The 26,069-nt window shown below is 31.7% G+C and carries 26 protein-coding genes; 2 read left to right on the top strand and 24 right to left on the bottom strand.

Translation table 11 applies throughout. The features are described 5' to 3' along the window. Nucleotides 1-67: 67 nt before the first annotated feature. The 24 genes from FVE77_RS01240 to FVE77_RS01125 all read right to left on the bottom strand — a co-directional run bounded on the left by FVE77_RS01240 (nt 68) and on the right by FVE77_RS01125 (nt 23,955). Nucleotides 68-730 (bottom strand): potassium channel family protein, encoded by a 663-nt coding sequence (locus FVE77_RS01240; RefSeq protein ID WP_006805673.1) that lies wholly within the window; start codon nt 728-730, stop codon nt 68-70. 14 nt (nt 731-744) lie between these two features. Next, nucleotides 745-2,082 carry a TrkH family potassium uptake protein gene (locus FVE77_RS01235; protein WP_006805672.1) on the bottom strand — a complete coding sequence of 446 codons (1,338 nt, stop codon included), beginning with the start codon at nt 2,080-2,082 and terminating at the stop codon, nt 745-747. 51 nt (nt 2,083-2,133) lie between these two features. Next, nucleotides 2,134-2,619, bottom strand: a complete 486-nt coding sequence (locus FVE77_RS01230; protein WP_026745191.1) for a MarR family winged helix-turn-helix transcriptional regulator — start codon at nt 2,617-2,619, stop codon at nt 2,134-2,136. A gap of 30 nt (nt 2,620-2,649) precedes the next feature. Further along, nucleotides 2,650-3,852, bottom strand: coding sequence for an AI-2E family transporter (locus FVE77_RS01225; RefSeq protein WP_026745190.1), 1,203 nt, complete (start codon nt 3,850-3,852; stop codon nt 2,650-2,652). Nucleotides 3,853-3,879: 27 nt separating this feature from the next. Continuing rightward, a complete protein-coding gene (der, locus tag FVE77_RS01220; protein WP_006805668.1) occupies nt 3,880-5,205 on the bottom strand; it encodes a ribosome biogenesis GTPase Der in 1,326 nt (441 codons plus the stop codon). A gap of 382 nt (nt 5,206-5,587) precedes the next feature. Next, on the bottom strand, nt 5,588-6,049 hold the full coding sequence (locus tag FVE77_RS01215) for a divergent PAP2 family protein (protein ID WP_026745189.1): 462 nt from the start codon (nt 6,047-6,049) through the stop codon (nt 5,588-5,590). A gap of 32 nt (nt 6,050-6,081) precedes the next feature. Continuing rightward, nucleotides 6,082-6,420 (bottom strand): ribosome assembly RNA-binding protein YhbY, encoded by a 339-nt coding sequence (gene yhbY / locus FVE77_RS01210; protein WP_026745188.1) that lies wholly within the window; start codon nt 6,418-6,420, stop codon nt 6,082-6,084. A gap of 1 nt (nt 6,421) precedes the next feature. After that, entirely contained in the window at nt 6,422-8,293 is a 1,872-nt protein-coding gene (locus FVE77_RS01205; protein ID WP_026745187.1) for a ribonuclease J, read from the bottom strand. A gap of 22 nt (nt 8,294-8,315) precedes the next feature. Further along, nucleotides 8,316-10,286: a penicillin-binding protein 2 gene (mrdA, locus tag FVE77_RS01200; protein ID WP_026745186.1), complete on the bottom strand. Its 1,971-nt coding sequence runs from the start codon at nt 10,284-10,286 to the stop codon at nt 8,316-8,318. Between the two features lie 77 nt (nt 10,287-10,363). Beyond that, a complete protein-coding gene (rsfS, locus tag FVE77_RS01195; RefSeq protein ID WP_026745185.1) occupies nt 10,364-10,729 on the bottom strand; it encodes a ribosome silencing factor in 366 nt (121 codons plus the stop codon). Between the two features lie 185 nt (nt 10,730-10,914). After that, on the bottom strand, nt 10,915-11,628 hold the full coding sequence (locus tag FVE77_RS01190) for an RsmE family RNA methyltransferase (RefSeq protein ID WP_026745184.1): 714 nt from the start codon (nt 11,626-11,628) through the stop codon (nt 10,915-10,917). A 128-nt stretch (nt 11,629-11,756) separates the two neighbouring features. Next, nucleotides 11,757-12,767: a Holliday junction branch migration DNA helicase RuvB gene (ruvB, locus tag FVE77_RS01185; protein ID WP_026745183.1), complete on the bottom strand. Its 1,011-nt coding sequence runs from the start codon at nt 12,765-12,767 to the stop codon at nt 11,757-11,759. Between the two features lie 639 nt (nt 12,768-13,406). Further along, complete coding sequence (locus tag FVE77_RS01180) at nt 13,407-14,033, bottom strand: DUF445 domain-containing protein (protein WP_026745182.1); 627 nt, start codon at nt 14,031-14,033, stop codon at nt 13,407-13,409. Nucleotides 14,034-14,111: 78 nt separating this feature from the next. After that, a complete protein-coding gene (locus FVE77_RS01175) occupies nt 14,112-14,534 on the bottom strand; it encodes a flavodoxin (RefSeq protein WP_026745181.1) in 423 nt (140 codons plus the stop codon). A 68-nt stretch (nt 14,535-14,602) separates the two neighbouring features. After that, nucleotides 14,603-15,799: an acetate/propionate family kinase gene (locus FVE77_RS01170; RefSeq protein WP_026745180.1), complete on the bottom strand. Its 1,197-nt coding sequence runs from the start codon at nt 15,797-15,799 to the stop codon at nt 14,603-14,605. A gap of 42 nt (nt 15,800-15,841) precedes the next feature. After that, on the bottom strand, nt 15,842-16,846 hold the full coding sequence (gene pta / locus FVE77_RS01165; RefSeq protein WP_026745179.1) for a phosphate acetyltransferase: 1,005 nt from the start codon (nt 16,844-16,846) through the stop codon (nt 15,842-15,844). Between the two features lie 32 nt (nt 16,847-16,878). Continuing rightward, nucleotides 16,879-18,069 carry a signal recognition particle-docking protein FtsY gene (gene ftsY / locus FVE77_RS01160; protein ID WP_026745178.1) on the bottom strand — a complete coding sequence of 397 codons (1,191 nt, stop codon included), beginning with the start codon at nt 18,067-18,069 and terminating at the stop codon, nt 16,879-16,881. Beyond that, the gene (gene tsaB / locus FVE77_RS01155) at nt 18,069-18,821 is read right to left on the bottom strand and encodes a tRNA (adenosine(37)-N6)-threonylcarbamoyltransferase complex dimerization subunit type 1 TsaB (RefSeq protein ID WP_232052941.1); all 753 of its coding nucleotides are present in this window, start codon (nt 18,819-18,821) and stop codon (nt 18,069-18,071) included. The genes ftsY and tsaB overlap by 1 nt, the downstream gene beginning before the upstream one ends. Nucleotides 18,822-18,952: 131 nt before the next feature. After that, on the bottom strand, nt 18,953-19,405 hold the full coding sequence (gene tsaE / locus FVE77_RS01150; RefSeq protein ID WP_026745176.1) for a tRNA (adenosine(37)-N6)-threonylcarbamoyltransferase complex ATPase subunit type 1 TsaE: 453 nt from the start codon (nt 19,403-19,405) through the stop codon (nt 18,953-18,955). 308 nt (nt 19,406-19,713) lie between these two features. After that, a complete protein-coding gene (gene rfaE2 / locus FVE77_RS01145) occupies nt 19,714-20,166 on the bottom strand; it encodes a D-glycero-beta-D-manno-heptose 1-phosphate adenylyltransferase (RefSeq protein ID WP_036087447.1) in 453 nt (150 codons plus the stop codon). Nucleotides 20,167-20,759: 593 nt separating this feature from the next. Beyond that, on the bottom strand, nt 20,760-21,230 hold the full coding sequence (locus tag FVE77_RS01140; protein ID WP_232052940.1) for a GNAT family N-acetyltransferase: 471 nt from the start codon (nt 21,228-21,230) through the stop codon (nt 20,760-20,762). A 61-nt stretch (nt 21,231-21,291) separates the two neighbouring features. Further along, a complete protein-coding gene (locus FVE77_RS01135; protein WP_026745173.1) occupies nt 21,292-22,140 on the bottom strand; it encodes an FtsZ/tubulin family protein in 849 nt (282 codons plus the stop codon). Nucleotides 22,141-22,212: 72 nt separating this feature from the next. Further along, a complete protein-coding gene (locus tag FVE77_RS01130; RefSeq protein WP_026745172.1) occupies nt 22,213-22,725 on the bottom strand; it encodes a type III toxin-antitoxin system ToxN/AbiQ family toxin in 513 nt (170 codons plus the stop codon). A gap of 252 nt (nt 22,726-22,977) precedes the next feature. Further along, complete coding sequence (locus tag FVE77_RS01125; RefSeq protein ID WP_051254431.1) at nt 22,978-23,955, bottom strand: cell division protein FtsZ; 978 nt, start codon at nt 23,953-23,955, stop codon at nt 22,978-22,980. 305 nt (nt 23,956-24,260) lie between these two features. On the opposite strand from FVE77_RS01125, the gene msrB reads away from it, so the two are divergent. Both msrB and FVE77_RS01115 read left to right on the top strand, forming a co-directional pair. Continuing rightward, nucleotides 24,261-25,343 carry a peptide-methionine (R)-S-oxide reductase MsrB gene (gene msrB / locus FVE77_RS01120; RefSeq protein WP_026745170.1) on the top strand — a complete coding sequence of 361 codons (1,083 nt, stop codon included), beginning with the start codon at nt 24,261-24,263 and terminating at the stop codon, nt 25,341-25,343. 24 nt (nt 25,344-25,367) lie between these two features. Next, nucleotides 25,368-26,006 carry a cytochrome c biogenesis protein CcdA gene (locus FVE77_RS01115; protein ID WP_026745169.1) on the top strand — a complete coding sequence of 213 codons (639 nt, stop codon included), beginning with the start codon at nt 25,368-25,370 and terminating at the stop codon, nt 26,004-26,006. The last annotated feature ends 63 nt before the right edge of the window (nt 26,007-26,069 follow it).

Genomic DNA, 26,069 nt, shown 5'->3' with positions numbered 1-26,069 from the left:
ATTATACCATACTTTTATACTTATAACAATTTATTTTACATTTGAAAGGCTTTAATTAAGTTTTTTACTACAAAACGTATTTTTTCCCAAATAACATCATTTTTTCTATATTTGCGATAACTAATAGTACATTATTTTCTCTTATTATAGTATTTGGAAGTGGCATAATATTTAGTTCTTTTTCATCTTTTATCCCGATAATATTCATTTCATATTTATTTCTCAAATTTAATTCTATAAGATTTTTTCCATCAAAATCCTTTGGTGCTTTTATTTCAAACACTCTATATTTTTCTGAAAATTTAAAATGTTCCGTTATATTGGGCCTTATTACCCCAAGTGCTGTTTCCTTGGCCATCGTTTCTTCTGGATAAACAACGGAAGTTGCACCAATCTTTTTTAAAATTTTCCCCTGTAATTCATTTTTTGCCTTACAAATGATAGTTTTTATTCCCATTTCCTTTAAAATTACCGTAACAAATACACTGGACTGGGTATTGTCTCCAATACAGACAAAAGCAGTGTCAAAGTCATCATTTATTACTTTCCTGATTGAATTTTCGTCTGTCACATCCAATGTAATTGCATCACTTGCGATTTCATCATCAATTACCTTTTGTACACGATCCTCCCTTTGATCTATTGCCAGTACCATTTTACCATTTTCATATAATGTCTGAGTTACACTTCTACCAAATGTTCCAAGCCCAATTACTAAATATCCTGCCATTTTTCACCTCTTCCTTATCCTATCAAAATGTCTTCCTTTGGATAAACATATCTTCCTTTTGGATTTTTCATTCTGGACAAGGCCAATGTTATTGTTAGTGGCCCGACTCGTCCAACAAACATCGTAATCATAATTAACAGTTTAGAAATGCTCGATAATTGCGGCGTTAAATCCCGTGATAATCCCACCGTTCCAAAAGCAGATACCAGTTCAAATCCTAATTCTATAACTCTTATATCCTCCAGCCAAATTAATAAAAATAATACTACAGCAACATACATAATTGATATAAAAACAATAACCATAGCTTTATTATATATTTTCCAGCTGATTCTTCTCTTGTTGTATTCCAGATGTTCCTTATTTTTTATAGTTGTAACTATTCCAAAAAATATCAATCCGGCTGTAGTAGTTTTTATTCCACCACCTGTTGAGCCAGGTGAGGCTCCGATAAACATTAATACTACAAACAGAAAAACTGTAGGTTCCCGCAGTTCAGCTATGGAAATTGTATTAAATCCAGCCGTTCTTGTTGTTACACTTTGAAAAAAGGCGGCTCCTATCTTTTCAAAAAATGGCAATGTTCCTAATGTTTTATTGTTTGAATATTCTAGGATAAATGTTATAATTGTCCCAAATATTATTAGAAAAATTGACATTTTTATAGCTATTCTTGTAGTAGTAGTAAGCCTTTTATCTTTTTTTAGAAAATATTGATAAATATTAAGAATTGCTGCAAAACCTATTCCACCTAAAAAAATTAAGACAGGAATTACAGTGTTTATTATTATACTGTTTTTAAAATCACTTAAATTATTTGAAAATAATGCAAACCCGGCATTACAAAATGCGGAAATAGAATGAAATATAGCATAATAAGCCGCTGTCTTATAATCAAATATTTTTATAAATTTTAAAAATAATATTGCAGCCCCGATAATTTCTATTATAAAAACCGTAGTCAAAACTTTTTTTACAAATTTTTGTATTTCAAATGTTGTATTTGTGTTTATATCTTCCTGTATCAATTTTTTAGTAAAATATCCAACTTTTTTTGAAATCATTGTTACAACTACTGTTGAGAATGTGATAATTCCAATTCCACCAAGCTGAATTAATACCATAATAACTGTTTTTCCAAATAAATTATAGACTTTGCTCACATCATTTACTGTAAGTCCCGTTACACAGACAGCTGACGTTGCTGTAAACATACCCTCAAGTAAATTTGTTTTTTGTCCATTTTCTATTGCAATTGGCAAAGAAAGCAAAAAGCCGCCTATTAATATAATTATTATAAATGATACTAAGATTATGGTATAAGGGGAAATTTTCTTTCGTTTTACTAACATCAGAATCGCCTAACTTTCTGTTTATATAAAATTATTTTTTATTTTTTATTTTTAAATGATCCAAAAGTCAAAATCTTCACAAACCTGATCATATTTTTTATCTTTTCCTATTTTATCCGCAAATTCTCTCAAATCTTCTCCCGCTTTTCTGAGATACTCCTCATTTCCCACGACTTCTTCAACTTTTTCAGAAATTCCATTCCACGCCTTATAAATATCAGGCATTATTTTAAGCCCTTCCTCTGTTATTTTTGTAAATGAGTTCTTACCAGCCTTCTGTCTTTCCACATATCCCTTTGAGATTAGCTTGTCAACAAATCTTGTGACTGTCGAAGGAGCTATGGCAAGTGTTTCTGATATCTGATTTACTGTAAGTCCATTTTCTTCTTCTTTTAGTATAATCATAAGAAAGCCGTGCGTTGGATAAATATCCAGCTTTTCAAATGACTCCTCCGCCATTTTATTAATCATTCTAAACATTTTTGAAATCGTAAAATAAATACATTTTTGAATCTCCATTTTTCCGTTATTCATCATAAACTTGTTCACTTCCTTATTTTCATTTTTTTATTCATTTTTTTCCATATATTTTTTCCAGCAGAACAGCCATGTCAGCTTGATGACAATATACACAGGAATAGCGACAAATGCCCCGCCAATACCAAATAATGCTCCTCCAACAAGAACTACCAGAAGTGTAGTAATCGGATGCATTTCTACAGATTTTCCTGTCAGCCACGGTTTTACAATATTTGCTTCTATTGTCTGAACAATTGTAATCAGTACTACTATCAGGATTACAAGCTTGAAAGATTTTGTAAAAGCATACAGTATAGCAGGAATCAGCCCAATAAAAGGTCCAATAAACGGAATCACATTCCCAAATCCTACGATTATCGAAAAAAGCATGCTATAATCCATTTTCAGGAAGTAAAATATCACAAATGATACAATTCCAACTATCATACTGTCAAGTGCCGTTACAAGGATATATTTTCCAATTGTTTCATCCATGTGCTTTACAAGCACTATTATATCTTCCCTGTCCATATTGCGTAAAATCCGTTTTACCCCATTTTCAATGTTATCATAGCTGAAAATCAGCATTATCGTAAAAATAGGCGTCATAAACAGCAAGCTGAATGTACTGCTTATCAACGAAAAGCTTGAACTTACAACAGTTATCGCATTAGAAACGATTACATCCTTGGAGTTCATAAGCGAGCTTCGCAAGTCAATACTATTGCTTTCAAGAAAACCAAAAAAGTTATTTTGAAGTTTTTCCTGATTTTTTAATAGAAAATTTGTCAGACTTGATACTTGTCTTGTAATTATTGGCACAATTGTCAAAATTATATAAAGAAAAATTACAAAAAATATTGATAAAACAAGTAAAATCGCAAATGTACGGTTTAGACGAATTTTTTTCTTTTTATCCTTATGTGAAATTTCATTAAATACTTTCATCTTTTTTATTTTTTCTTTATTGCTTATATCCATTTTTTCCACTTTTTCCAGTGCATTCAGCCTACTGCCGTTCATAAAAGCGCTGTCCTCATTCTTTTCACTTATCATATCGATAAACGGCATAAGACAGTACACAATTACAAATGACAAAATAAACGGAAATATTGTACTTGTTACAAGCCTCAACTGTTTTGCAAAATTATCATAAACTTTAAAAAACAGCAATATCGTTAAAAGCGCCAAAACTGCCACAATCAGAACATTTCGAATTTTTAATAGCTTCTCTTCGTCATAAAACTTCATTTATTCTTCCTTTCTGCCTATTAAAGCCTATCCAAACGATTTTTCACTTTTCTTGTTAAACACAATGTCAATTGGGCATCCTTCAAATCCAAAATATTCCCTTAACTTATTTTCAATATATCTTTGGTACGAGAAATGTATTAATTCTGGATTATTCGCAAAAAATGCAAATTTTGGCGGCGCTTGGCTTACTTGTGTTGCATAATTTATTTTTACTGCTCTTCCTTTTCTGGTAGGAACTGGATTTTGCGCTATCATTTCTGCCAAAATTTGATTCAGAAGCCCTGTCGTTATCTTTTTATGATATTCCTCGTTAATAAATTTAGCCTGTTCCAGTATATTCAGCGTTCTTTTTCCAGTCAATGCAGAAATCGTAACAATCGGAGCATAATCTAAAAATGCCAAGTCAGCTTTTACCAATTCTGTAAATTCCTTCACGCTGTTATTATTTTTTTCAATTAAATCCCATTTATTTACTGCAATAATAATTGGCTTTCTTTCCTCATAAATCATTCCAGCAATCCTTTTATCCTGATCTGTCAAAAGCTCTGTCGCATCCAGCATTAACACACACACATCTGCCCTTTTTATTGCCTTTATGGCACGCAGTACGCTATAATATTCAATATCGTCATCCACTTTCGATTTTCTACGGATTCCTGCTGTATCAATTAACGTATAAGTTTCTCCATTGTATTTTAAGCTTGAATCAATTGTATCCCTAGTTGTTCCTGCAATATCACTTACAATTGAACGTTCCTCATTCAAAAGCTTATTTACAAGTGAAGATTTTCCTGCATTTGGTCTTCCAAGAATTGCAATATTAATTCCGTTTTCAGTTTGTTTTATCTTTTTATCTTCAAATTTGTTAATTACAGCATCCAGCAAATCCCCAAGATTCGTCTTATGCTCTCCAGAAATTCCAATAACTTCTTCAAATCCCAGTCCATAAAATTCAAAAATATTTTCCTGGTCACGCATATAATTGTCAATCTTGTTTACAGCCACAACAACCTTTTTATCCTGTCTTCTAAGCACTGTTGCCACATCCTCGTCAAGCCCAGTAATCCCAGCTTTTCCGTCCACCAGAAATATAATTACGTCCGCCTCGTCAATTGCAACTTGTGCCTGCTGCTTAATTTTCCCCATCATAAAGTCCTCTGTTCGTGGTTCAAGCCCTCCCGTGTCAACTAAAATAAATTCTTTTCCGCTCCACTCCATCTCACGGTAAAGCCTATCTCTTGTAACTCCCGGCTCATCCTTTACGATAGACAGCCTGTCCCCTACCAGCTTATTAAATAACGTTGATTTTCCCACATTAGGTCTACCAACAATCGCTACTGTGTGTTTCATATTTTCCTCCGTCTTTTTATTTATTTTTTCCCTTTTAAAATTATCAATCCAAATTTTTTTACAATTTATAGTAACTCCACTTAAAAATTGAAATAAAAATATGTGAAAAGCAATGGATTGGCTATAGATACAGCTTAACCTTCCAATCCCATTTTAAACTAGATGCTATATAGCAGAATTTTTCAAACTCAACTTTCATTGTTTTTTTCAGTTTTCATCAATTCCATTTTGAAAGCATTCACGCATAATTTCAAAAGAATTTGAATATACAATATATTTTATCATATTTTTTGTATTTTTATTAGTCTTTTTAACCAAAATCCTTTAAAACTGATAAAAAATCACAGCTAACTTAATAACTGTGATCTCTACATTAAAATATTTATCCCAATATATAGCCCTTAAATAAAAGTCCTACGGCAACTCCCAGCACACTTCCCCAAAACACTTCCACCGGCGTATGTCCCAGCAGCTCCTTAAATTTTTCATTAATTATTTCTATTCCTTCGTGATGCTCAATTGCCTCTATAAGCGTATTCAAGGCTTTTGCATGTTTTCCAGCCTGCTGACGTACTCCTGTCGCATCATATAGGACAATTCCTGCAAATACCATGGAAATTGCAAATTCAATGGAACTAAGCCCCTTCAGCAAAGATACGCCCGTCACAAGGGAAACAACCGTTGAGGCGTGGGAACTTGGCATTCCACCTGTCTGGATAAGTCTTGCCCACTGGGGTTTCTGTCCCTTGAATACAGGAAAAAAAACTTTGTAAAACTGTGCTGAAAAGCATGAAATCGCCGCAACATCAAGAAGTCTATTTCCAAACAGTATTCCTCCACTCATTTACTTTTTCCTCTCTATTTTCCTTAAAAAATTTACTTTTTATTTTTTTTACTTTTTCTAAATTCATTAAATTCAGGCGTAATTTTTGCATCCTTTGTAGTTTTAGGCTTGAAAAATATTAACACACTTCCTATTTTATCTACAAATACTGATTTTGTTTTTTGAGCAATTTCAGTTGCCATTTCCCTGTCAAATTCAACTGATGAATTTTGCAAGATTTTTACCTTTATCAATTCTCTTTTTTTCACAACTTCAGAAATTGATTTTAGTACATTTTCATCAATTCCATCCTTTCCAATTCTTACAATCGGATCCAGATTGTGTGCCAATTTCTTTAAAAAAGCTCTCTCTTTACTTGAAAGCTGTATCATTCTAAACCTCCATTATAATTGGTAAAATAATAGGCTCTCTGTCTGTTTCCTTATTTAGGAACTCTCCTATTTTTGCTCTTATTCTCTGTTTAATCTTACCAATCTCTTTTATTCCTTCATTTTCCATGCTGCTAAGTTCCATCTTAATCAGCTCTTTTGTTTCCGACAATAGGCTTTCCGCATCTTTATTATATACAAAGCCACGTGTTACAAGCTCAACCTGCTTATTAAACTTCCCGTTTCTATATTGAGAAATTGAAATAATTACTATTCCATCATCTGCCAAATTTTGTCTATCTTTCAACACGGCATTCCCAATATCTCCGATTCCAAATCCATCAATAAATGTCGCTCCGCTAGGCACTTTTCCAACGTGTCTGAATTGGCTCTTAGATAATTCCAGCTTTGCGCCATTTTCTGACAAAATAACATTTTTTTCAGGTACTCCAACAGCCATTGCCAGTTCCTTGTGTTTTTTTATCATCGCATATTCACCATGCACTGGCAAAAAGAACTTAGGTTTTACAAGATTTATCATTAACTTCTGCTCTTCCTGGCAACCATGCCCTGATACGTGTATCCCGATTCCTTTTTCAAATACAACGCTTGCTTCACGTTTCATAAGCTGATTTATATTTTTAGTCGCAGCCTTTTCATTTCCTGGAATAGGTGTTGCTGAAATTACAACTGTATCCCCTTCCCTTAATGAAATATACTTGTGCGTTCCATTAGCTATTCTTGAAAGCGCCGCAAGCGGTTCCCCTTGTGTTCCTGTACACAAAATAAGCACTTTATCAGCTGGGTACGTTTCAACTTTATCAATATCAATCATTATATCTTTTGGTATTTTCAAATACCCAAGATTTGAACAGATTTCAAATATTTTTACCATGCTTCTTCCATCAATTGCGATTTTTCTTCCATTTTTTTCTGCAATATTTACAATTTGCTGTAATCTATGCACATGCGAAGCAAATGCGGCCAAAATAATTCTCCCATTAGCCTTTACAAACTCATCTTTTAGACTTTCTCCAACTGTTCTTTCTGATGGCGTAAATCCAGGAACTTGTGCATTTGTACTGTCTGAAAGCAGTAAATCGACACCTTCCTCACCTAATTGAGCCAATCTTCCAAAATCAAATCCTTCTCCATCAACTGGCGTTAAATCTACTTTAAAATCTCCAGAATGCAAAATTGTCGCTGCAGGAGTTTTTATACAAATCGCATAACAGTCTGCAATACTGTGTGTCACACTTATAAATTCCACTGTAAAGTATTTTGATACTTTTAAGATTGTTCTGCCGCTAATTACTTTTTCTTTTGGAAGTTTTGCATCTTTTTTCTCAAATTTTGCCTTTGCAAGTGCAAGTGTCAATCTTCCACCATACATCGGAATATTTTCTGTACCTAATTTTTGGTAAAAATAAGGAATTGCCCCTATGTGATCTTCATGTCCATGAGTCAAAAGCAAGCCTTTTATTTTATGTCTGTTTGATTCCAGATATGAAAAGTCTGGAATGATAACATCTATCCCTAAATGCTCGTCCTCAGGGAAAGTTAGCCCTGCATCCACTACAATAATTTCATCCTTGTATTGAAAAGCTGTCATATTTTTCCCAACTTCCTCAATGCCTCCAAGCGGGATTACATACATCTTTTCTTCTTTCCCATCCACTTCCTTGTCTATATGCCTATTCCTGTCATTTACTCTTGGAATATAACGTATTTCATTTTTTTCATCTAAATGTCTTCTGTTCGTACTTTTTCTTCTAAATCTTTTCATTCCAGATTTTATTTTATTAATGTCTTCTTTTTTAGAAAAGTTTCTTTTAAAAGTTTGGTTTCCGAACTCAGCTTTTTCTTTTTCTGACATTTAGTAAACACCTCCTTATTTTTTATCGTTTTGCCACATTTTTATTATTTTCTTGCTGTTTTTTCTTTTCTTCTTCCTCTTTCTTTTTCTGCATTTCCGCTTGAGCTTTTTTAATAACGTATTTCTCCCTATATTTCAATATAAATTTAAGAGCCATGTTTCCAGAGGCTACTCCTCCATATCCTCCACCTTCTACAATGGATACAAATACAATTTGAGGGTTATCTGATGGAAAATATCCCGCTATCCACGAGTGGTGATCCTTAAATCCTGTATTCTGTGCTGTTCCTGTTTTTGCAGAAACTGGATATCCTTCAATTTTTAACAGCTTTGCAGTCCCTCCATAACCACTTACAGGCAGTTTTAGTGCATTTTGTAATAGTTTTAGATTTTTTGCGCTTACATTCAGTTTTCTTTGAACTTTTGGCGTATTATTTTCAACTTTTCCAGTATAGCTTACAAATCTGTCAACAAGTGTAGGTTTTAGCTGAATTCCATTGTTTGCGATTGCCTGATATGCCGAAGCCATCTGTATTGGCGTAACTAGAACATATCCTTGCCCAATTGACATATTTATCAAATCTCCCGGAAGCCATTTCTGATCCTGTTTTTTCTTAAATCTATTTTTCTTCCATTCAGGACTTGGCAAAGTACCAGTCATTTCTCCAGGAATATCAATTCCTGTTTTAGACCCTATTCCAAATTCCTTTGCATATTTTACTATATTCTTTATTCCAGCTTTTTGAGAAAATACATAATAATAAGTATTTACAGACTGTTCGATAGATTTTGCAAAATTCGTAACTCCATTTCCTGATTTATGTGAATCCCTGAAGATAAGATTTCCATATCTGTACTGCCCTGTCGAAGTTACAGTCGCATTTGGGGAAATTCCAGATTCCAGTATTCCCATCCCAGTAATCGCCTTGAAAGTTGATCCTGGTGGATAAAGCCCTGCAATACCTTTATTTACAAGAGGCTTTGCTTTTGAATTTACAAGTTCGTTCCATTGGTTGTCAGGTATTCTTGAACTTAAAAGATTTAGGCTGATTTCCGGATTACTTACAAATGCAATAATTTTTCCAGTTTTCGCCTCCATTGCGATAAATGCCCCGCTCTTTCCTTCAAAAGCTTCTGTCATATATTTTTGCAATTCCATATCAATAGAAAGATAGACATTTTTCCCCGCAATACTTTCCGTTGTTTCCATCTGTCTTATAACATTTCCTTTGGCATCGACTTCTACATTTTCCTTTCCGTCCTGCCCTTTCATTTCCTTGTCATAAGAACGTTCCACACCTTTTTTACCAATCAGGTCACTGTTTCTGTAGCCATCTTTTTTCAGCTGCTCGTATTCCTTTTCGCTAATCGGCTTTACGTATCCAATAACATGTGAAGCAAGCGAGTCTTCCGGATAGTATCTCTTGTTGTATTCAACAATGTCAATTCTGTCATTGTCAATTTTCTCAATTGCCCTTAATGCCACTTGCTTATCTAAATCTTCAATAACAAGTATCTTTTTATCCGTTCCCATTCTCGGCTGCTTAAAAAATCTGTCTATTAGATAGTCTACCGGATAAGCTGTTAGCTGGCTTATCTTGTTTATATCAAATATTGTCTCCCTAATACGTTTAGCAACTGCAGGACGCTCGCTGGAAAGTCTAGCATCAATTTCTTGTACTGTTTTCATATTCTTTACTTCATTTAAAAGCGCCAGATCTTTTGGCTCCAGCATTTGAGTATGCGAATGTATCAGCTGGTAACCTGTAGTATTTTTGGCAAGAAGCTTCCCTTCCCTGTCGTAAATTTCTCCACGTGTTGCTTTTATTACATTTGTTCTAATTCTATTCTGCAATGCTTGTTCTGCATACTGCGAAGCATTTAATATCTGCAATGAAAACAGCTGTGCCACCATTATCAAAAAGATTATTCCCACAAGAATAAGAAAGGCAACAAACCGTACACTTTTTTCTTCTTTATCTAATTCTCTCATAATTTTCCTCTTCATATCTTATTGCATTTTTCCCTCAATTAAATACCCTAAAATATATTATTTCAGTAAAACAGACTCTATTCCCCATCATTTTCATCAATTTCACTATTTTCTTCATTTACACCATTATAAAAATCGTCTAATCTGTAATATTCCCTAGCATCCTTACTAAACACGCTAATAATCAAATCCCCAGCATCAATTAAAACCCAATTTGCCTCATCAAGCCCTTCCACACTTTTCACATTCTCAAGGCTTTTCTTTATATCAGTCGCTATTGCTTCAATATTTCTGGAAGAACTCCCGGTACATAAAATTGAATAATCAAAAAACGGAGATTTCCCTCTCATATCATATACCTTTATATCCTGTGCTTTCTTATCTTCCATAATATTAATTATCTCTTGAACTTCTTTTTCATAATTATTATTCACTTCACTCATTCTCTAAATTTCCTTTCTTTTTTATATTATTTTTATTTATTAAATCTATTTCAATTTTTTATTTTAAAATTTTTTATTTATCAAAATTTTACAAAAAAATTATTACGATACCACTACTAAGGTATATTATATTATATATTTGACTAATTTTCAATTTATTTCTTACATTTTATGAAAATAAAAAATTATATATAAAAATTGGCAATAATGCCACACACCACAATTGCCGCAGTTTCCGCCCTTAAAATACGTTTTCCTAGGCTAATTTCCATTGCCTTGTTATTTTTTAAAAAATCAACTTCCTCTTGTGTGATTCCGCCTTCGGGACCAATTATATATAAAATGTCCTTATCTCCTTTTTCTATTATTTCTGACAAGGATTTTGATTCACCGCTATTTTCATAAGCAAAGATTATTTTATCATATTTAGAATAGTCAATTTCTGCAAGTTTTTTCACAGGCGTAATTTCAGTAAATTTTATTCCTCTGCACTGTTTTAGTGTTTCCCTTACAACTACATCCCATTTTTCTTTTTTTTCATTAATCTTTACAACAACCCGTTCAGTCTTTAAAGGAATTATCCTATTTACACCGATTTCCGTCAGTTTCTGTATTGCCAGATTCATTTTATCATTTTTTAAAATTCCCATTGCAACATCAATGTTTACATTTAAAGAATAGCTGTCTTCTTTTTTTTCTAATATTTTTACAAAAACTTCCTTTTTTGAAATTTGAATAATTTCAGTAAGATATTCATATTCTCCATCTATTATTCTTAATTCATTTCCTGCATTAAGTCGATATACATTTTGAATATGATTACAGTCTGACTTATCATTTATCAGAATCTTTCCATTATTTTCATCAATATTTTCTTTTTCCGCTATTACTGTCAACAACAGTTTTTCACCTCATTTTTTTACTTTTTATCGTATTTTAGCCCTATCTGCATAAAAATTTCAAAGAATAGAGCGTGCAAAATTAATCATAATTTTTAAGTCTTGTTTCAAAATAATATTATCATATTTTATTCTTTTTCACTAAATATTTTTTCAATTCCTAAATGCTTATATCCAAATTCGGTTACAACTCTTCCACGTGGAGTCCTTTTTATAAACCCTATTTTTACTAAATATGGCTCATAAACTTCTTCAATTGTTCGTCTGTCTTCCCCAAGTAAAAGTGACAATGTCTCAATTCCAACAGGTCCTCCGTTGTACACATTTATAATTGAAAGCAAAATATTTCTATCTAATTCATCAAGTCCGTTATCATCTACTCCCAAAAGCCTCAAAATCCCATCAACGCTTTCTTTTTCCAAAACACCCGAACCTTCCACCAATGCAAAATCCCTTGCTCTTTTTAAAAGCCTGTTCGCTATTCTAGGAGTTCCTCGGCTTCTTTTGGCAATTTCTGTAATTCCGTCTTCATCATAGGAAATATTCAGAATATTTGCCCCTCTTCGTATAATTTCCTTCAAGTCTTCCAATTGGTAATATTCCATCCTATGAGTAACTCCAAATCTGTCACGAAGCGGCGTACTTAACTGTCCTGCTCTCGTAGTTGCTCCAATTAATGTAAATTGTGGTAATTCTACACGTATACTTCTTGCAGACGGCCCTTTTCCAATAAGAATATCCAGTTCCCCATCTTCCATCGCAGGATACAAAATTTCCTCTACCGATGTATTCAATCTATGAATCTCATCAATAAACAAAATATCATTTTCCTCCAAAGAAGTCAAAATAGCCGCTAAATCTCCCGCTTTCTCCAGCACAGGCCCTGTTGTTATCTTCAAGTTCACTCCCATTTCTGTGGCAATAACTCCTGCAAGCGTAGTTTTCCCAAGTCCTGGAGGCCCATACAATAAAATATGATCAAGCGATTCATTTCTCATTTTAGCAGCTTTTATAAATATATTCATTTTTTCTTTTAAATCTTGCTGGCCAATATATTCCTTAAAAGTTTTTGGCCGTAAACTTCTTTGAATATTGTCCTCCCCTAATTCCTTAGGTTCCAATATTCTTTCCTCATTCATTCCTTCTCCTCAATATTTTTCTTTATTTCTTTATCTAATTTTTTTATTTATAAATTAATTTCTTAAATACTCTAATTTAGTTATTTTTTCTATTTTTTTATCCTTTTTATAAAGCAAAGGAGAGCAATTACCATCCTCTTTTATTTCGCAACATTAGTTATTTCAATCTCTTCAAATTATAATATCTAAAGATTTTAGCGAAAATATTACATACTAATCCCAACTTCTCTAAACATTTTTTTAATATTCCTAAATTTTATTTAGAAAAGCAGTCTAAACATTTATTATTCAGATAAATCTGAATTACTACGAAAATGAAACTCTCTTCTCTAAAGTATATTTATTATAAAGATTCTGACGAAAGAAACACATAAATATATTTCATAGCTTTTATTCCAAAGAAATCACAATAATTTTAGTTTAATTATAATGGTCATTTTATTAAAAAAATTACCAAGCAAAATTTCGTTAAAAGAAAAATAGCTGTTTGAGCTTTTGGAATAAATTTTAAATTAAATAAAATTATTCATATTAGAAATTATCTTTATTCAAAAGCGAGTTCTATTTTTCTTTTATAAGAAAGTTTTGCATAAGCCGGGTTGTAAGGGCATGGCGACTGATGCCCTTACGTTAAAAATTTTATATCTGTTTTAATAATAACATTATAAAAAACTGAAATAATGCAATTATTCCTCCTAATACCCCACCAATAATCTCAATATGTTTCAATTCATTTTTAGACACAGACAAAATAATTTTTTCCATTTCTTCTAATGAAAAATTTTTCATTTTTTCCAGCATAATTTCTTTGAAGTCTATTTTGTCTTCTGCGATTTTTATTATTTCTTCCACTATTTCTTCTTTGTTTTCCAAAATCGACTTTTTAAAATATGATTTTATTTTTTCAATTAATGAATCATTTAAAAACATCTTTAATAGTGGATTTTTTTCTAACACACTATTTTTAAGCTTTTCTCCTATAACTTTATCAAGCAGTTTATCTAAAACATCATCATTAATAACATCACTGTCTTTTAGCTTTGCTGTAATATGCTCTACTGAAATAAGCTCCTTTTCAATTGTTTCAGCAAGGTTTTCTGATATTCTGTCTCGATTTTTAGGAATTAATCCCTGTATTTTAAAAAATAGAAAGTTTACTTCCTTATAAGGTCTAAATAATAGCTTTATTGCCAGATAATTTGTAAACCATCCTATAAGCGTTCCAACAAAGACCATTATAGCAAGCTGTATTAATAAATTTCCCAATTTTTCCTCCAAATTTATAACTCACAAAAAATTATTATAAACTTTTATTCAAAGATTATAATATTTTATATTTTTAGATTATCCAACAATTGCTCTTCCATACTCTCTACATTTTTCAATTTTCTCATCATCATCAACAGCCAGATGAACTGTCAATCCGTCATTTACAATCGAAAATCCTTCATTTATCATTTCTTCACGCCAAGTTTCCATCCAGCCGCCTTGTCCCCAGTCATAAGAACCAAAAAGTCCAACTGTTTTCCCAACAATCTGTTCTTTTATCCCTTCAAAGAATTCAACCATTTCTGGTGCAATTTCTTCTGCTCCGACAGCAGGCGATCCAAATGCTACAAAATCAGCATTTACTGCACTTTCATCAGCTTCTTCCACATTTATCAGTTTTACAGCGGCTCCAGAGTTTTCTGCCCCTTCACCAATGTATTTTGCCATATCTGCAGTATTTCCAGTACCTGTGTAATAAATTATATTTAATGTTGCCATTATTTTCCTCTTTTCTTTATAGTTTAAAAAATTATTTAAAGCCAAACTATAAAGTCTGGCTATTTTTTTTATTTTGTTAATCTGTAAGTATCCCTTGCAATTACAAGTTCTTCTGCTGTTTCAATCTTATAAATTTTAACTTTTGAATCTTTTGTTGACAATTCAACATTTCCTGGTAATCTTTGTGCATTTTTTTCTTCATCCAGCTCAATTCCAAAATATGAAAGCGATTCACAAATATCCTGTTTTACTCCAACCGAATTTTCCCCTATTCCACCTGTAAATGCGATTGCGTCAATTCCGTTCATCGCTGCGACATAAGCTCCGATATAAAGCTGCACTCTGTAACAGAACATTTCATAAGCTAAAATAGCCCTTTCGTTCCCTCCTCTTCTCGCTGTATCTAAATCACGAAAATCTGAACTTTCTCCAAATATTCCCAAAATTCCAGACTGCTTATTCATTCTCGTATTCATTTCATCCAAAGAAAGACCTCTTTTTCTCATTATATAAATAACAGAGGCAGGATCTGCATCTCCAGTTCTTGTTCCCATCATAATTCCTGCAAGCGGTGTCATTCCCATTGATGTATCTACAACTTTACCATTCTGAACTGCTGAAATGCTCGCTCCATTTCCAAGGTGGCAAACTATAATTTTAGAATCCTCTTTTCCTAACATTTCTCTTGCCACTTCACTTACATATCTGTGAGAAGTCCCATGAAATCCATATTTTCTAACTTTCAAATCAGTATAGTCTTCATAAGGATATGGATACATATATGCTTTTCCTGGCATTGTTTGATGGAAAGCCGTGTCAAATACAACTACATTCTTTTTACCCGGAAGCAATTTTTGGACAACTTTTATTCCCATTATATGCGCTGGGTTATGTAAAGGTGCAAGTGGCGCTATCTCTTCAAGATTTTTCATAACTTCGTCATCTACAATTACAGATTTTTCATAATATTCTCCACCGTGGACAATTCTATGTCCTATTGAATCTATTTCATCCACGCTTGAAATTACCCCTATTTTCTCATCTTGAAGCGTTTTTAGAATCAATTCTACCGCAACTGTATGGTTTTCCATCGGAACTTCCATTTTATCAATTTTTTCGCCAGTAAGCAGATTTTTATAACTGAAAATAGGATTGGCAATTCCTATTCTTTCACAGTTTCCTTTAGCTAGTGATTGCTCATTTGTCATGTCAATAAGTTCAAATTTTGCTGATGAACTTCCACAATTTATTACCAAAATTTTCATAAATTTCCCTCCAAATTTTTTATTTGTATTTTTATTTATGTTTTACATTTCTGATTCAACGGCAGTAATTGCCACGACTTCCACAATATCTTCCACGCTGCATCCTCTTGAAAGATCGTGAACTGGACGTGCCAATCCTTGAATTAAAGGCCCTAATGCTTTTGCCTTAGCCAATCTCTGTGTTAATTTATAACCGATATTTCCTGAATCTAAGTCAGGGAAAATCAATACATTTGCCTGTCCTGCCACTTTTGAGCCAGGCGCTTTTGCAGCAGCTACTTCAGGAATAATCGCGGCATCCAGCTGTAATTCCCCATCAAATTCAAAATCAACATTTCTAACTTTTAAAATTTCGATAGCTTCTCTAACTTTGCTTACAGACACTCCATCTGCACTTCCCTTTGTAGAAAATGATAGAAATGCCACTTTAGGCTCTTTTATTCCAGCAGTAAATCTAGCTTTTTCTGCTGCAGAAATAGCAATATCAGCAAGCTGCATAGCAGTAGGACTAGGTATTACCCCACCATCAGAATACACAAGAGTTCCGTTATCTCCAAATTCAGGCGTATTTGTTATCATAATAAAAGAACTCGATACTGTCTTCAGTCCTTCCTTTGGTCCAATTATGTGAATTGCCGCTCTTAAAACATGGGCTGTTGGTGAAGCCGAACCTGCTACCATTCCGTCAACTCTTCCTTGATGTACAAGCATTGCCGCAAAATATCTTGGATCTGACATAAGTGTTGCTTTTGCAGTTTCTAATGTCATACCTTTTTTCTCTCTTCTTTTTCTCAAAAGTTCCGACATAGCGTCAATTGTTGCACACGAATCAGGATTATAGAAAATCGCTCCTTCCAACGAAACCCCCAGTTCAGCCGCTTTTTCCTTTAACTTTTTCTCATCTCCGACCAGCGCTATTTTTGCGATTCCTTCATTAATGATTTTTTCTGTTGCCCGCAAAACTCTTTCATCTTCTGTTTCAGGTAAAATGATTGTCTTGTTCAGTTTTTTTGCTTTTTCTTTTAATTCATTTGCTAATGTGTTCATAATTTCCTCTCCTTTTCAATTTTCTTTTTTTATTAATCAAACATAGCTTCAACAAATTCCTTTGTATCAAATTCCCGCAAATCCTCGATTCCTTCTCCGACACCTATAAATTTAATCGGTTTTTTCAGCTCTTCTGTAATCGGGAAAATAATCCCTCCTTTTGCCGTCCCGTCAAATTTTGTCAAAATAATTCCTGTCAAATCTACAATTTCATTAAATATTCTAGCCTGTTCCAATCCATTCTGCCCAGTTGTGCTGTCAATTACAAGTAAAGTTTCAAAATCCGTTTCTCCAGACTGTTCACGTATAATTTTATTTATTTTTTCAAGCTCCTTCATCAAATCACGTTTATTATGAAGTCTTCCAGCCGTATCCAGTATTGCCACATCAAATCCACGATTTTTTGCAGTTTTTACTGTATCAAAAATTACAGCGGCAGGATCGCTCCCATGTGCCTGCTTTACAACTTCCACTCCAGTCCGTTTTCCCCATTCCTCAACTTGCTCAATCGCAGCAGCTCTAAACGTATCTCCAGCCCCAATAATAACCTTTTTCCCGCTATCCTTCAATTTTTTGGCAATTTTACCAATAGAAGTAGTCTTTCCAACACCATTTACTCCCACAACCAAAAGAATATTAAGCTTTCCATCCTGCAATTTTAATTTTGTGCTGCTTTCATCATTGTAAATAAGTTTTGCTTTAAGCAATTCCTTTAATTCATCGTAAATTTGCTCCGACGTTTTCAGTTTTTTTCGTGAAACTGATTTTTCCAGCTCCTCCACAAGCTGCATTGTCATATTCATCCCAATATCTGACTGAATAAGCAATTCTTCCAATTCTTCGTACAAATCATCATCTATAGCTTTACCCAGAAGCATTTCCTTCAATTTTCCAAAAAATCCTTTTTTTGGAGTTGCCAGCCTATCTTTTAAAGGCTTTAATTTAGGTTTGCTTTTTATTTTTTCATCTGATGTTTCTTCTATTTTTTCTATTTCATTTTCACTTTTTCCTATTTTTAAATTTTTATCTTTATTTTCAGATTTTTTACGATTTTTTCCCAAAATTTCTTCAGCTGTTTCTTTTATTTCCTTTTCAGTTTCAGCTTTAATTTTATCTATTTCACTTTGGCTTTCCTCAATTTCTTTTTCTATTTGATTTTCCAAAGTGTCCTTCTGGTCTTCATCTTTTTTCTTTTTTCCAAATTTAAAAAAATTTTTCAGCATTATTTTTTATCCCTTTCCGCCTGTGATTTTTCCAGATAATCTGGTTTCAGATTAAAAATATCAGTCTTTCTTACCACACCAGCATTTTCCAAATTTTTATCTAAAAGCATCTGCACAAATGTCATCGTATTAATTGTCAAATTTTTATCTTCAAATATTTTTAAACAATTTCCCAATTTATCCAATATCTTAGCCTTATAATTAAAAACTGCGTCCCCAATTAGATAAACTTTTTTATTATTTCCCTTATTTTCAATTATTTCATCAATTACATTGTCAAGTTTTGTAACTTCATAATTTTTTACCAATTTTAGTTTATTTTCACTTAAAGTTTCATAACCCGCACAATAAATCTTTTCCTTTCGCGAATCAATCATCGAATATATTTTCACATCTTCATCATTTCCCAAACTTGTTTTCAAATTATAATACCCCTGAAATCCAAGTGCATCCAGTTCATTCACTTCATAAAAATTTACATTCCGTCCAAAAAAAAGCCCCTTTACAACTGAAATTGCTATTCTAACACCCGTAAATGAACCAGGTCCTATCGAAACAATTACATTTTCAATTTCATCCAGCTTTTTCCCTGTCCATTTCAAAAGGCTGTCAATCTGCTCCAAAATCGTAGTAGAATGTGTTTTTGCCATTTCCACATGTATTTCCCCTAACAGCTTATCTTTCTCATAAAGCGACAATCCAGCCAGCTTAGTTGTAGTCGTTATCGCAAATATCAACATATTTTTCTCCATTTTTCAATTTTCTTCACTTTTACAATAAAACTTCTTTAAAATCAAATCCAATAATTAATATTCCGCTCAAAAACTAATTTCACTTAATCCAGTAATCAATTTAGTATAAAATCCAAATATTAAAAACTAAATTATTCTATTTCAAAATCTATTTTTTTATCATTTTTAAGTGTATAAACAGAAACTTCACGAGCCGTATCAGAATAATGATTTATCTCAACAAACACCGCATCCTCAGGCATCTCATCCAAAATCTTGTCCACCCACTCAATAATCACAACACTTCCATCTTCCCCAATATAATCCTCAAACCCAATCTCATAAATTTCCTCAGAATCATTAATCCTGTAAACATCAAAATGATACACAGGCACATCTCCAGAGCTATACTCAATAACATAGGTAAAAGTCGGACTTTTCACATTCTCTGTAACATTGTAACATTCACAAATCTTCTTAGTAAACGTAGTCTTCCCCGCTCCCAAATCTCCAATAAGTCCTAGACAGCCTCCATTTTTTAATTTTTCTGCTAATTTTTTTGCTAATTTATCTATCTTATCAAATGTTAATATTTTATTTTTCATAATTTTTCTCACTTCTAAATTTCAATTAAATTATATTTTTAAATAAAAATATATTTTATTAACAAATATTTCTTCTATCATTTTTAAGTTTTTCTTCATTTATTTTCGCAGGATTGCTCATTGCCGCAAATCCTGCACCTATGGCTAGACTACGACTTTTATTTACTCAACTCCGAAACTCCTCCTTTCAGTCGTCAAACAATCATAGTTGAGCAACTAAAAGCTTCGTCAGTTTATTAAAACTAAAAAAGTTATTTTGTTATAGTATAACCATTTTTAACAAAATACTAGAAAAGTAAATCTATAAATTATTTTTTATAAACTTCAATAATTTTATTAATAATCTCCGTTGTGGAAATGTTATCCACGAAGGATAAAATCTTTACTTCTCCGCCATTTTTTTCAACAACTTTTGTTTCTGGCAAGTCTTCTTTTTTGTAATCTCCGCCTTTTACGTGAATATCTGGCTTTAAAATATCCAGCAGTTTTTCTGGTGTTTTTTCGTTAAAAATTACTGTATAGTCTACAAACTTTGTACCCAAAAGCACAAAAGCTCTATTTGTTTCACTATTTATAGGTCTTTTATCTCCCTTGTTCACTTTAACTGAAGCATCGCTATTTACACCTACAACCAAAATATCGCCTAAATTTCTGGCTTCCTCCAGATAAGTCAAATGCCCAACATGTAAAATATCAAAAACTCCATTAGTAAAAACTACCTTTTTCCCAGCCTTCTGCAATCTCACTATTTCATATCTCATTTCATCAGCAGTCAGCAAATTATCTTTAAAACTTTTTTCCAATTTTCTCTCCAATATATTTATCTATTCTATTTATAATTATAATGTTTTTAATTCATAATTTACTCAATCCCTAAGTTTATTTAATTTTAAAAAGGTTTGAGCATACATCAAATTATACCACATTTTTTCCAAAAAAAGAAAATTTTTCTAATTTTTTTCAACTTTTATTTTTTCAAATTTCAACAATTTGATTTTATTATTTTTTAGATATTTGATCGATAAATATTTTTTCTTTTTTATTTTCGTAGGATTGCTCATTGCCGTAAATCCTTACCTTGCAATAAAGGTTTCTATCCTTTCTTAAAAAAGTTTGTAATATACTCAAACCTATTTTAAATTAAACTGCTAAAATTATATAAATTTATGGTTTGAGTAAAATAGTCATAGCTTTTGAGTTTGATTTTAAATAAGTTTTACTATAATTTCGTTATTTAAATGAACTTTAGTATACGTATATTCTCACAATTTTTTTATCAAAAAAGAAAAAGAAGAAGTATCAGCTTACTGCTTTTACTTCTCTGAAATTTTAAAATTTTATTATTAGCACCTATTTATCGAAATATTTTTATAAAACGTTTTTGAATTTTATTACAAGTATAACCAATATTTTCATAAAATTTATGTGCTTCTAAACGATGAGAACCAGAATTTAATCTAATAAAATTAATATTATTGTTTAAAGCATACTCTTCAACAAAAACCATCAGTTTTTTTCCTATACCCTTGCCTTGAAAATTGGAACTTACTGCTAATCCTAATATATTTAATCCAATATCACTGTATAAACTTTCATACATCTCTGCATGAACAAAACCAACAACCTTACTTGTTTTTTTATCTTCATATACTGCGATAATATGATGTTCATAATCAATAGATAATTTTTCAATTTGCGTCTTGACAGTATTAATATCAACATTATATCCTAACTCATCTTTACAAATTTCTTGTATATCCTTCGCATCTAGTACATTAATCTCTCTTATCACACTTTTACCTCTATAACTTCTAATTTTTGACATTTACTTTTTTCATAATATATATATACTACATACTTCAATTTTAGTATTATTTTATATACATTTATTTATAAAAATCCGTTATCAGCATTTCCACTTCAATTTTATCTTCAAGCTCAACATCCATAATGTATCCCCATAGTATATTTATCTGGTCTGCTCCAAATTTTTCATTTATAATCATAGTTATTTCCTGTAAATCCGTTAATCCAATGTCTGGTCCTGCTGTAATGCTTAACAGTATCTTTCTCGCTTTTGGAAGATTTTTTATAAAAGGGCTGTTTATTATTTGTTCTGTAGCAAGTTTTACCTTATCCTGCCCTTCACCTTTACCAAATGCTGTTATGCCTTCTCCTGAATTTCCTAGCATTATTTTTACATCATCAAAATCAAGATTCACTATACCTTGTTTTTTTATTAGATTTGTTATAAATTCTACATTTTTTATAAAAATTTCATCTCTTTTTTCAAATAATTTATCAAAAGTTGCACTAGAATATGCTTCCACTAATTTTTTAAGAGGCAAAACTATAACAGTATCAGAAACTTCTTCTAATTTCTTGATTTCTTCAGTTCCTCCATTTAAATTAATTGATGTAGCAACTACAACTACTGTGAATATTCCCATTGTTTTTACAACTTCTGAAACAATGCAGGCTATCTCGTTATTTTTCTTTTCCGACATTTCTGTCAAAATAAATACTAAATCTGTACTTTTGAATGCACTCTGCACTTTTTCACTTAAATCTTCAGAAACCAATATTTTTGTTCCTACATTCAGTTTATCCAAATTCCCTTGATTTGTGTCAATTCCCACAAATTCAACTTCCGCAATCTCTTTTTTCATCATCTTATTCAAGACCTCATTTCCCACTGTACCGATTCCGACAACTTTTATTCCAACACCATCCATTTTTCTTCTCCTTTAATTGTAAAATTTTCTATATTTTAACATATTTTCCCAAAATACAGTTAAATTTTTTTACTATTTTTCATACAATTTTGCCTTTTCTTCCAATAATAAAAAATCAATCGTATGCTTTATATAGTCCATTGACATATTATTTATTTTTTGATTGTATAATTTTATTGCTGTTTTTTTAATTTTTTCTTTATTAGCATAAATAAATCTTAATTCCTTTAAAATTAATTTCTTGTAGCATTCATCCGTTTCCTTGTGAATATCATAATATTTAATTACAGCTTTATCAAAAATTGGAATCATATTGCTTATTTTTATAGTTCCCAGTAAAATGTTTCTTTGTTTATCAATAATTCTAATAATAAAATTATTTGACTTTCGTATTTTTCCATTAGTATAATCACTTTTTTTATTTGGAGATGATAACGGTGCCAAATAATCACAATTATTCACTTTTAAAAGCACCCCAATATATTTTCGTGTTTTCGTATAATTTTCTCCTGAATAATTTAAAACTCTATTGTCAAAAAGTTTCAAATAATTTATATAGCTTTCATCTACTTCATATAACTTCATAATCCCCCTCGAAAAAAAGCTACCATAATTGGTAGCTTTGCATTTAAAGTTGCTTCATTTTAAGGCAGTGCAACACCTGTTTTTATCTGTCCTTCATTTTAAGGTAGTGGAACACCTGTTTTTATCTGTCCTTCATTTTAAGGTAGTGGAACACCTGTTTTTAAACTTTTTCTTTCAATGTAATTATATCATATCTAATTGATTAGTCAATACTTTTTCTTTTTTTATTTATAAATTTTTAAATTATTTTTATTAATTGCGAAAATCTGTTGCAATCAAATATACTTTTACACAGCTCCCTTTTTGTTCAAAATCTTCAGAATTTTCAAATTTAGCTTCTTCAAAGACTGTTCCCCATGCGAGAAATAAGTCTGGATTTTCAGTGCTTGTAGCTACTGCTGTGGCAATTTGGCTTATTTCTTCCAGGCGTATGTCATTTCCCGAGGTTATATTCATTAGTATTTTTCCTGCTCCTTTTATTGAACGTTCTAGAAGCGGGGTATTTAGTGCCTGTTCTACCGCCTTTTTTGCTCTGTCCTCTCCGTCTGCTTTTCCAAAGCCTAATACTGTTTTGCCTGAATTTTGCAATATAGACTTAATGTCTGCAAAGTCCAAATTTACAATTCCCTGTTTTTTTATCAAATCCAATATTCCTTTTACAATTGTAACAAAGGCTTTTTCTCCTTTTTCATAGATATTTACAATTGGAAGGTTTGCGTATAAATCATTTAATCTTTGATATGGAATGACTATTATAGTATCCGCGAAATGTTTTAATCTTTCCTTTCCCTTTTTAGCAAGTTTTATCTTATTCCGGTCTTCAAAATCAAAAGGCTTTGACACTATTGCAACAGTTAGTATATTCATAGATTTTGCAATTTCTGCCACAGCTGATGAAAGCAGAGTTCCTGTTTTTTCTCCCATTTCAGCTATTATAAACACCATATCTGCATTTTGAAATTCTTTTTCTGTTTGTTTTCTTAAATCCTCCATAGCTTCAAATGAAGTTATTGATGACACAAATATTTTTTTCGGAGCCTTTGAACTGTCTAAATTCAGCTTTTCTGTATCTATCGCTATAAAGTCAGCCTTTACAACGTTATTTAATATTATTTTATTTATTACATTACTTCCTGTTTTTCCCAAAGCCACTATTTTTACTTTTACACCATTTAACGTGTTTTTTACATCAGCCCCGCCCTCTGTGTTCCCACAAGCGATGTTACCCACTGTTTTTCCTCCTAGATAATCTACATTTCAAGACATTGCTTATTAATATTATTTTTCTTCAATCAGTTTATTAAGCACAGTTTTTTAGTATATCACAAAATACTTTATTTTTTATTTTAAAAATATTGATTTTATATTTTAACTTAACACTTTTTTAAAATTATATCAAATTTGATTAGTAAATAAACAAATATTATAAAATTATAGAAAAATATTACTATATTTCATTTTTTTTTATCAATTTTTGGGCTATACTATTCTTGTAGATACAAAAAATATTTAAATATAAATCGGGAGGCGGTTTTATGAAATCGAGAAGTCTACTATTATTTTTAATACTATCTTTAGCTTTATTTTCAGTAGTATTATCAAATAAAAACAAAAATCGAAAGAACAGTGGTGAAAATAAGATGAAAAAAGAAAATATGATGCAGACAGGAATGAATGAGAACATCAAGGAAATTTATCTTGCTGGCGGTTGCTTCTGGGGACTTGAGGCATATATGGAAAGAATTGATGGAGTAAAGGATGCCACGGTTGGCTATGCAAACGGTAAAACTGAAAAAACGAGTTACAACATTGTCGCATCAACGGATCACGCAGAAACAGTTCACGTAAAATATGACGCAAACAAAATTTCTTTGAGCAAGCTACTTAAATATTATTTTCAAGTTGTAGATCCTACTAGCATTAATCAGCAGGGAAATGATAGAGGCAGACAATACAGAACAGGGATTTATTATACTAATCCTAAAGATAAAGAAATTATTTTACAGGAAATTGAAGAAGAGCAGAAAAAATATACAGATAAAATTCAAGTTGAAGTTCAGCCTTTGAAAAATTATATTCTCGCAGAAGAATACCATCAGGACTATTTAAGAAAAAATCCTAACGGATATTGTCACATTGATATTACTAAAGCAGATGAAGTTATCATTGATCCAAAAGATTACCCAAAACCAAGTGACGAAGAATTGAAAAAACGGCTTACTCCTCTGCAATACAGCGTTACACAGAAAAAAAATACTGAACATTCTTTTTCAAACGAGTACTGGGACAATCATGAAGCTGGAATTTATGTGGACATAACAACAGGAGAGCCATTATTTTCCTCAAAGGATAAATATGATTCTGGCTGTGGCTGGCCAAGTTTTACAAAACCTATTTCAAAAGATGTTGTAACTTATGCAAATGATACAAGTTTTAATATGGTAAGGACAGAAGTGCTTAGTCGAAGCGGAAAGGCTCACTTGGGACACGTTTTTGATGATGGACCTAAAGACAAAGGCGGGCTTCGTTATTGCATAAACAGTGCTTCAATTAAATTTATCCCATTAAAAGATATGGAAAAAGAGCATTACGGATATTTAATAAAATTAGTTCAGTAAAATGAACAGGATAGGAGATAATTTATGTTTAATCAGCCATTACTGGTAGGAAGCGTATTTTTAGGAGGCATAGCAAGTTTTCTATCTCCATGTATTCTTCCCATTGTTCCTGTATATTTGGGAATTTTAAGCAAAGGAAAAAAAACTATACTTAATACCTTTTTATTTATTTTAGGACTTTCGCTTACTTTTGTAAGCATTGGCTTTAGTTTTAGTTTCCTTACGGAAATTTTCTTTAATGACACTATAAAAGTTTTGGCAGGAATAATTGTAATAATACTGGGATTACACCAGACAGGTATTTTAAAATTTAACTTTTTAGAAAAAAATAAATCTGTAAATTTGGATTTAATTGGGAAAAATTCTTCATTACAGGCTTTTTTGCTAGGACTAACATTTAGTCTAGGATGGACTCCATGTGTAGGTCCTATCCTTGCCTCAGTGCTTACTCTTGCAGGCGAAAAAGGATCTGCTGTCTATGGAGGGTTAATGATGTTTATATACGTCTTAGGGCTTGCCACTCCATTTGTTCTATTTTCCTTTTTCTCTCAGGAATTGCTAAAAAAAGTACGAGCTTTAAATCAATACACAAACTATTTTAAAATCTTTGGAGGATTTCTAATTATATTTATGGGAATTTTGCTAATAATGAATAAGTTTTAGTAATTTTATTTTTTAAATTTTATAAAACAATTAGTAATCAAAATAACTTAAAAAAATAATTAC

The sequence above is a fragment of the Leptotrichia hofstadii genome (assembly GCF_007990525.1).
GTDB lineage: Bacteria > Fusobacteriota > Fusobacteriia > Fusobacteriales > Leptotrichiaceae > Leptotrichia > Leptotrichia hofstadii.
The sequence above is the reverse complement of the archived record's forward strand: the minus strand, read 5'-3'. Positions and strand labels throughout refer to the sequence as shown.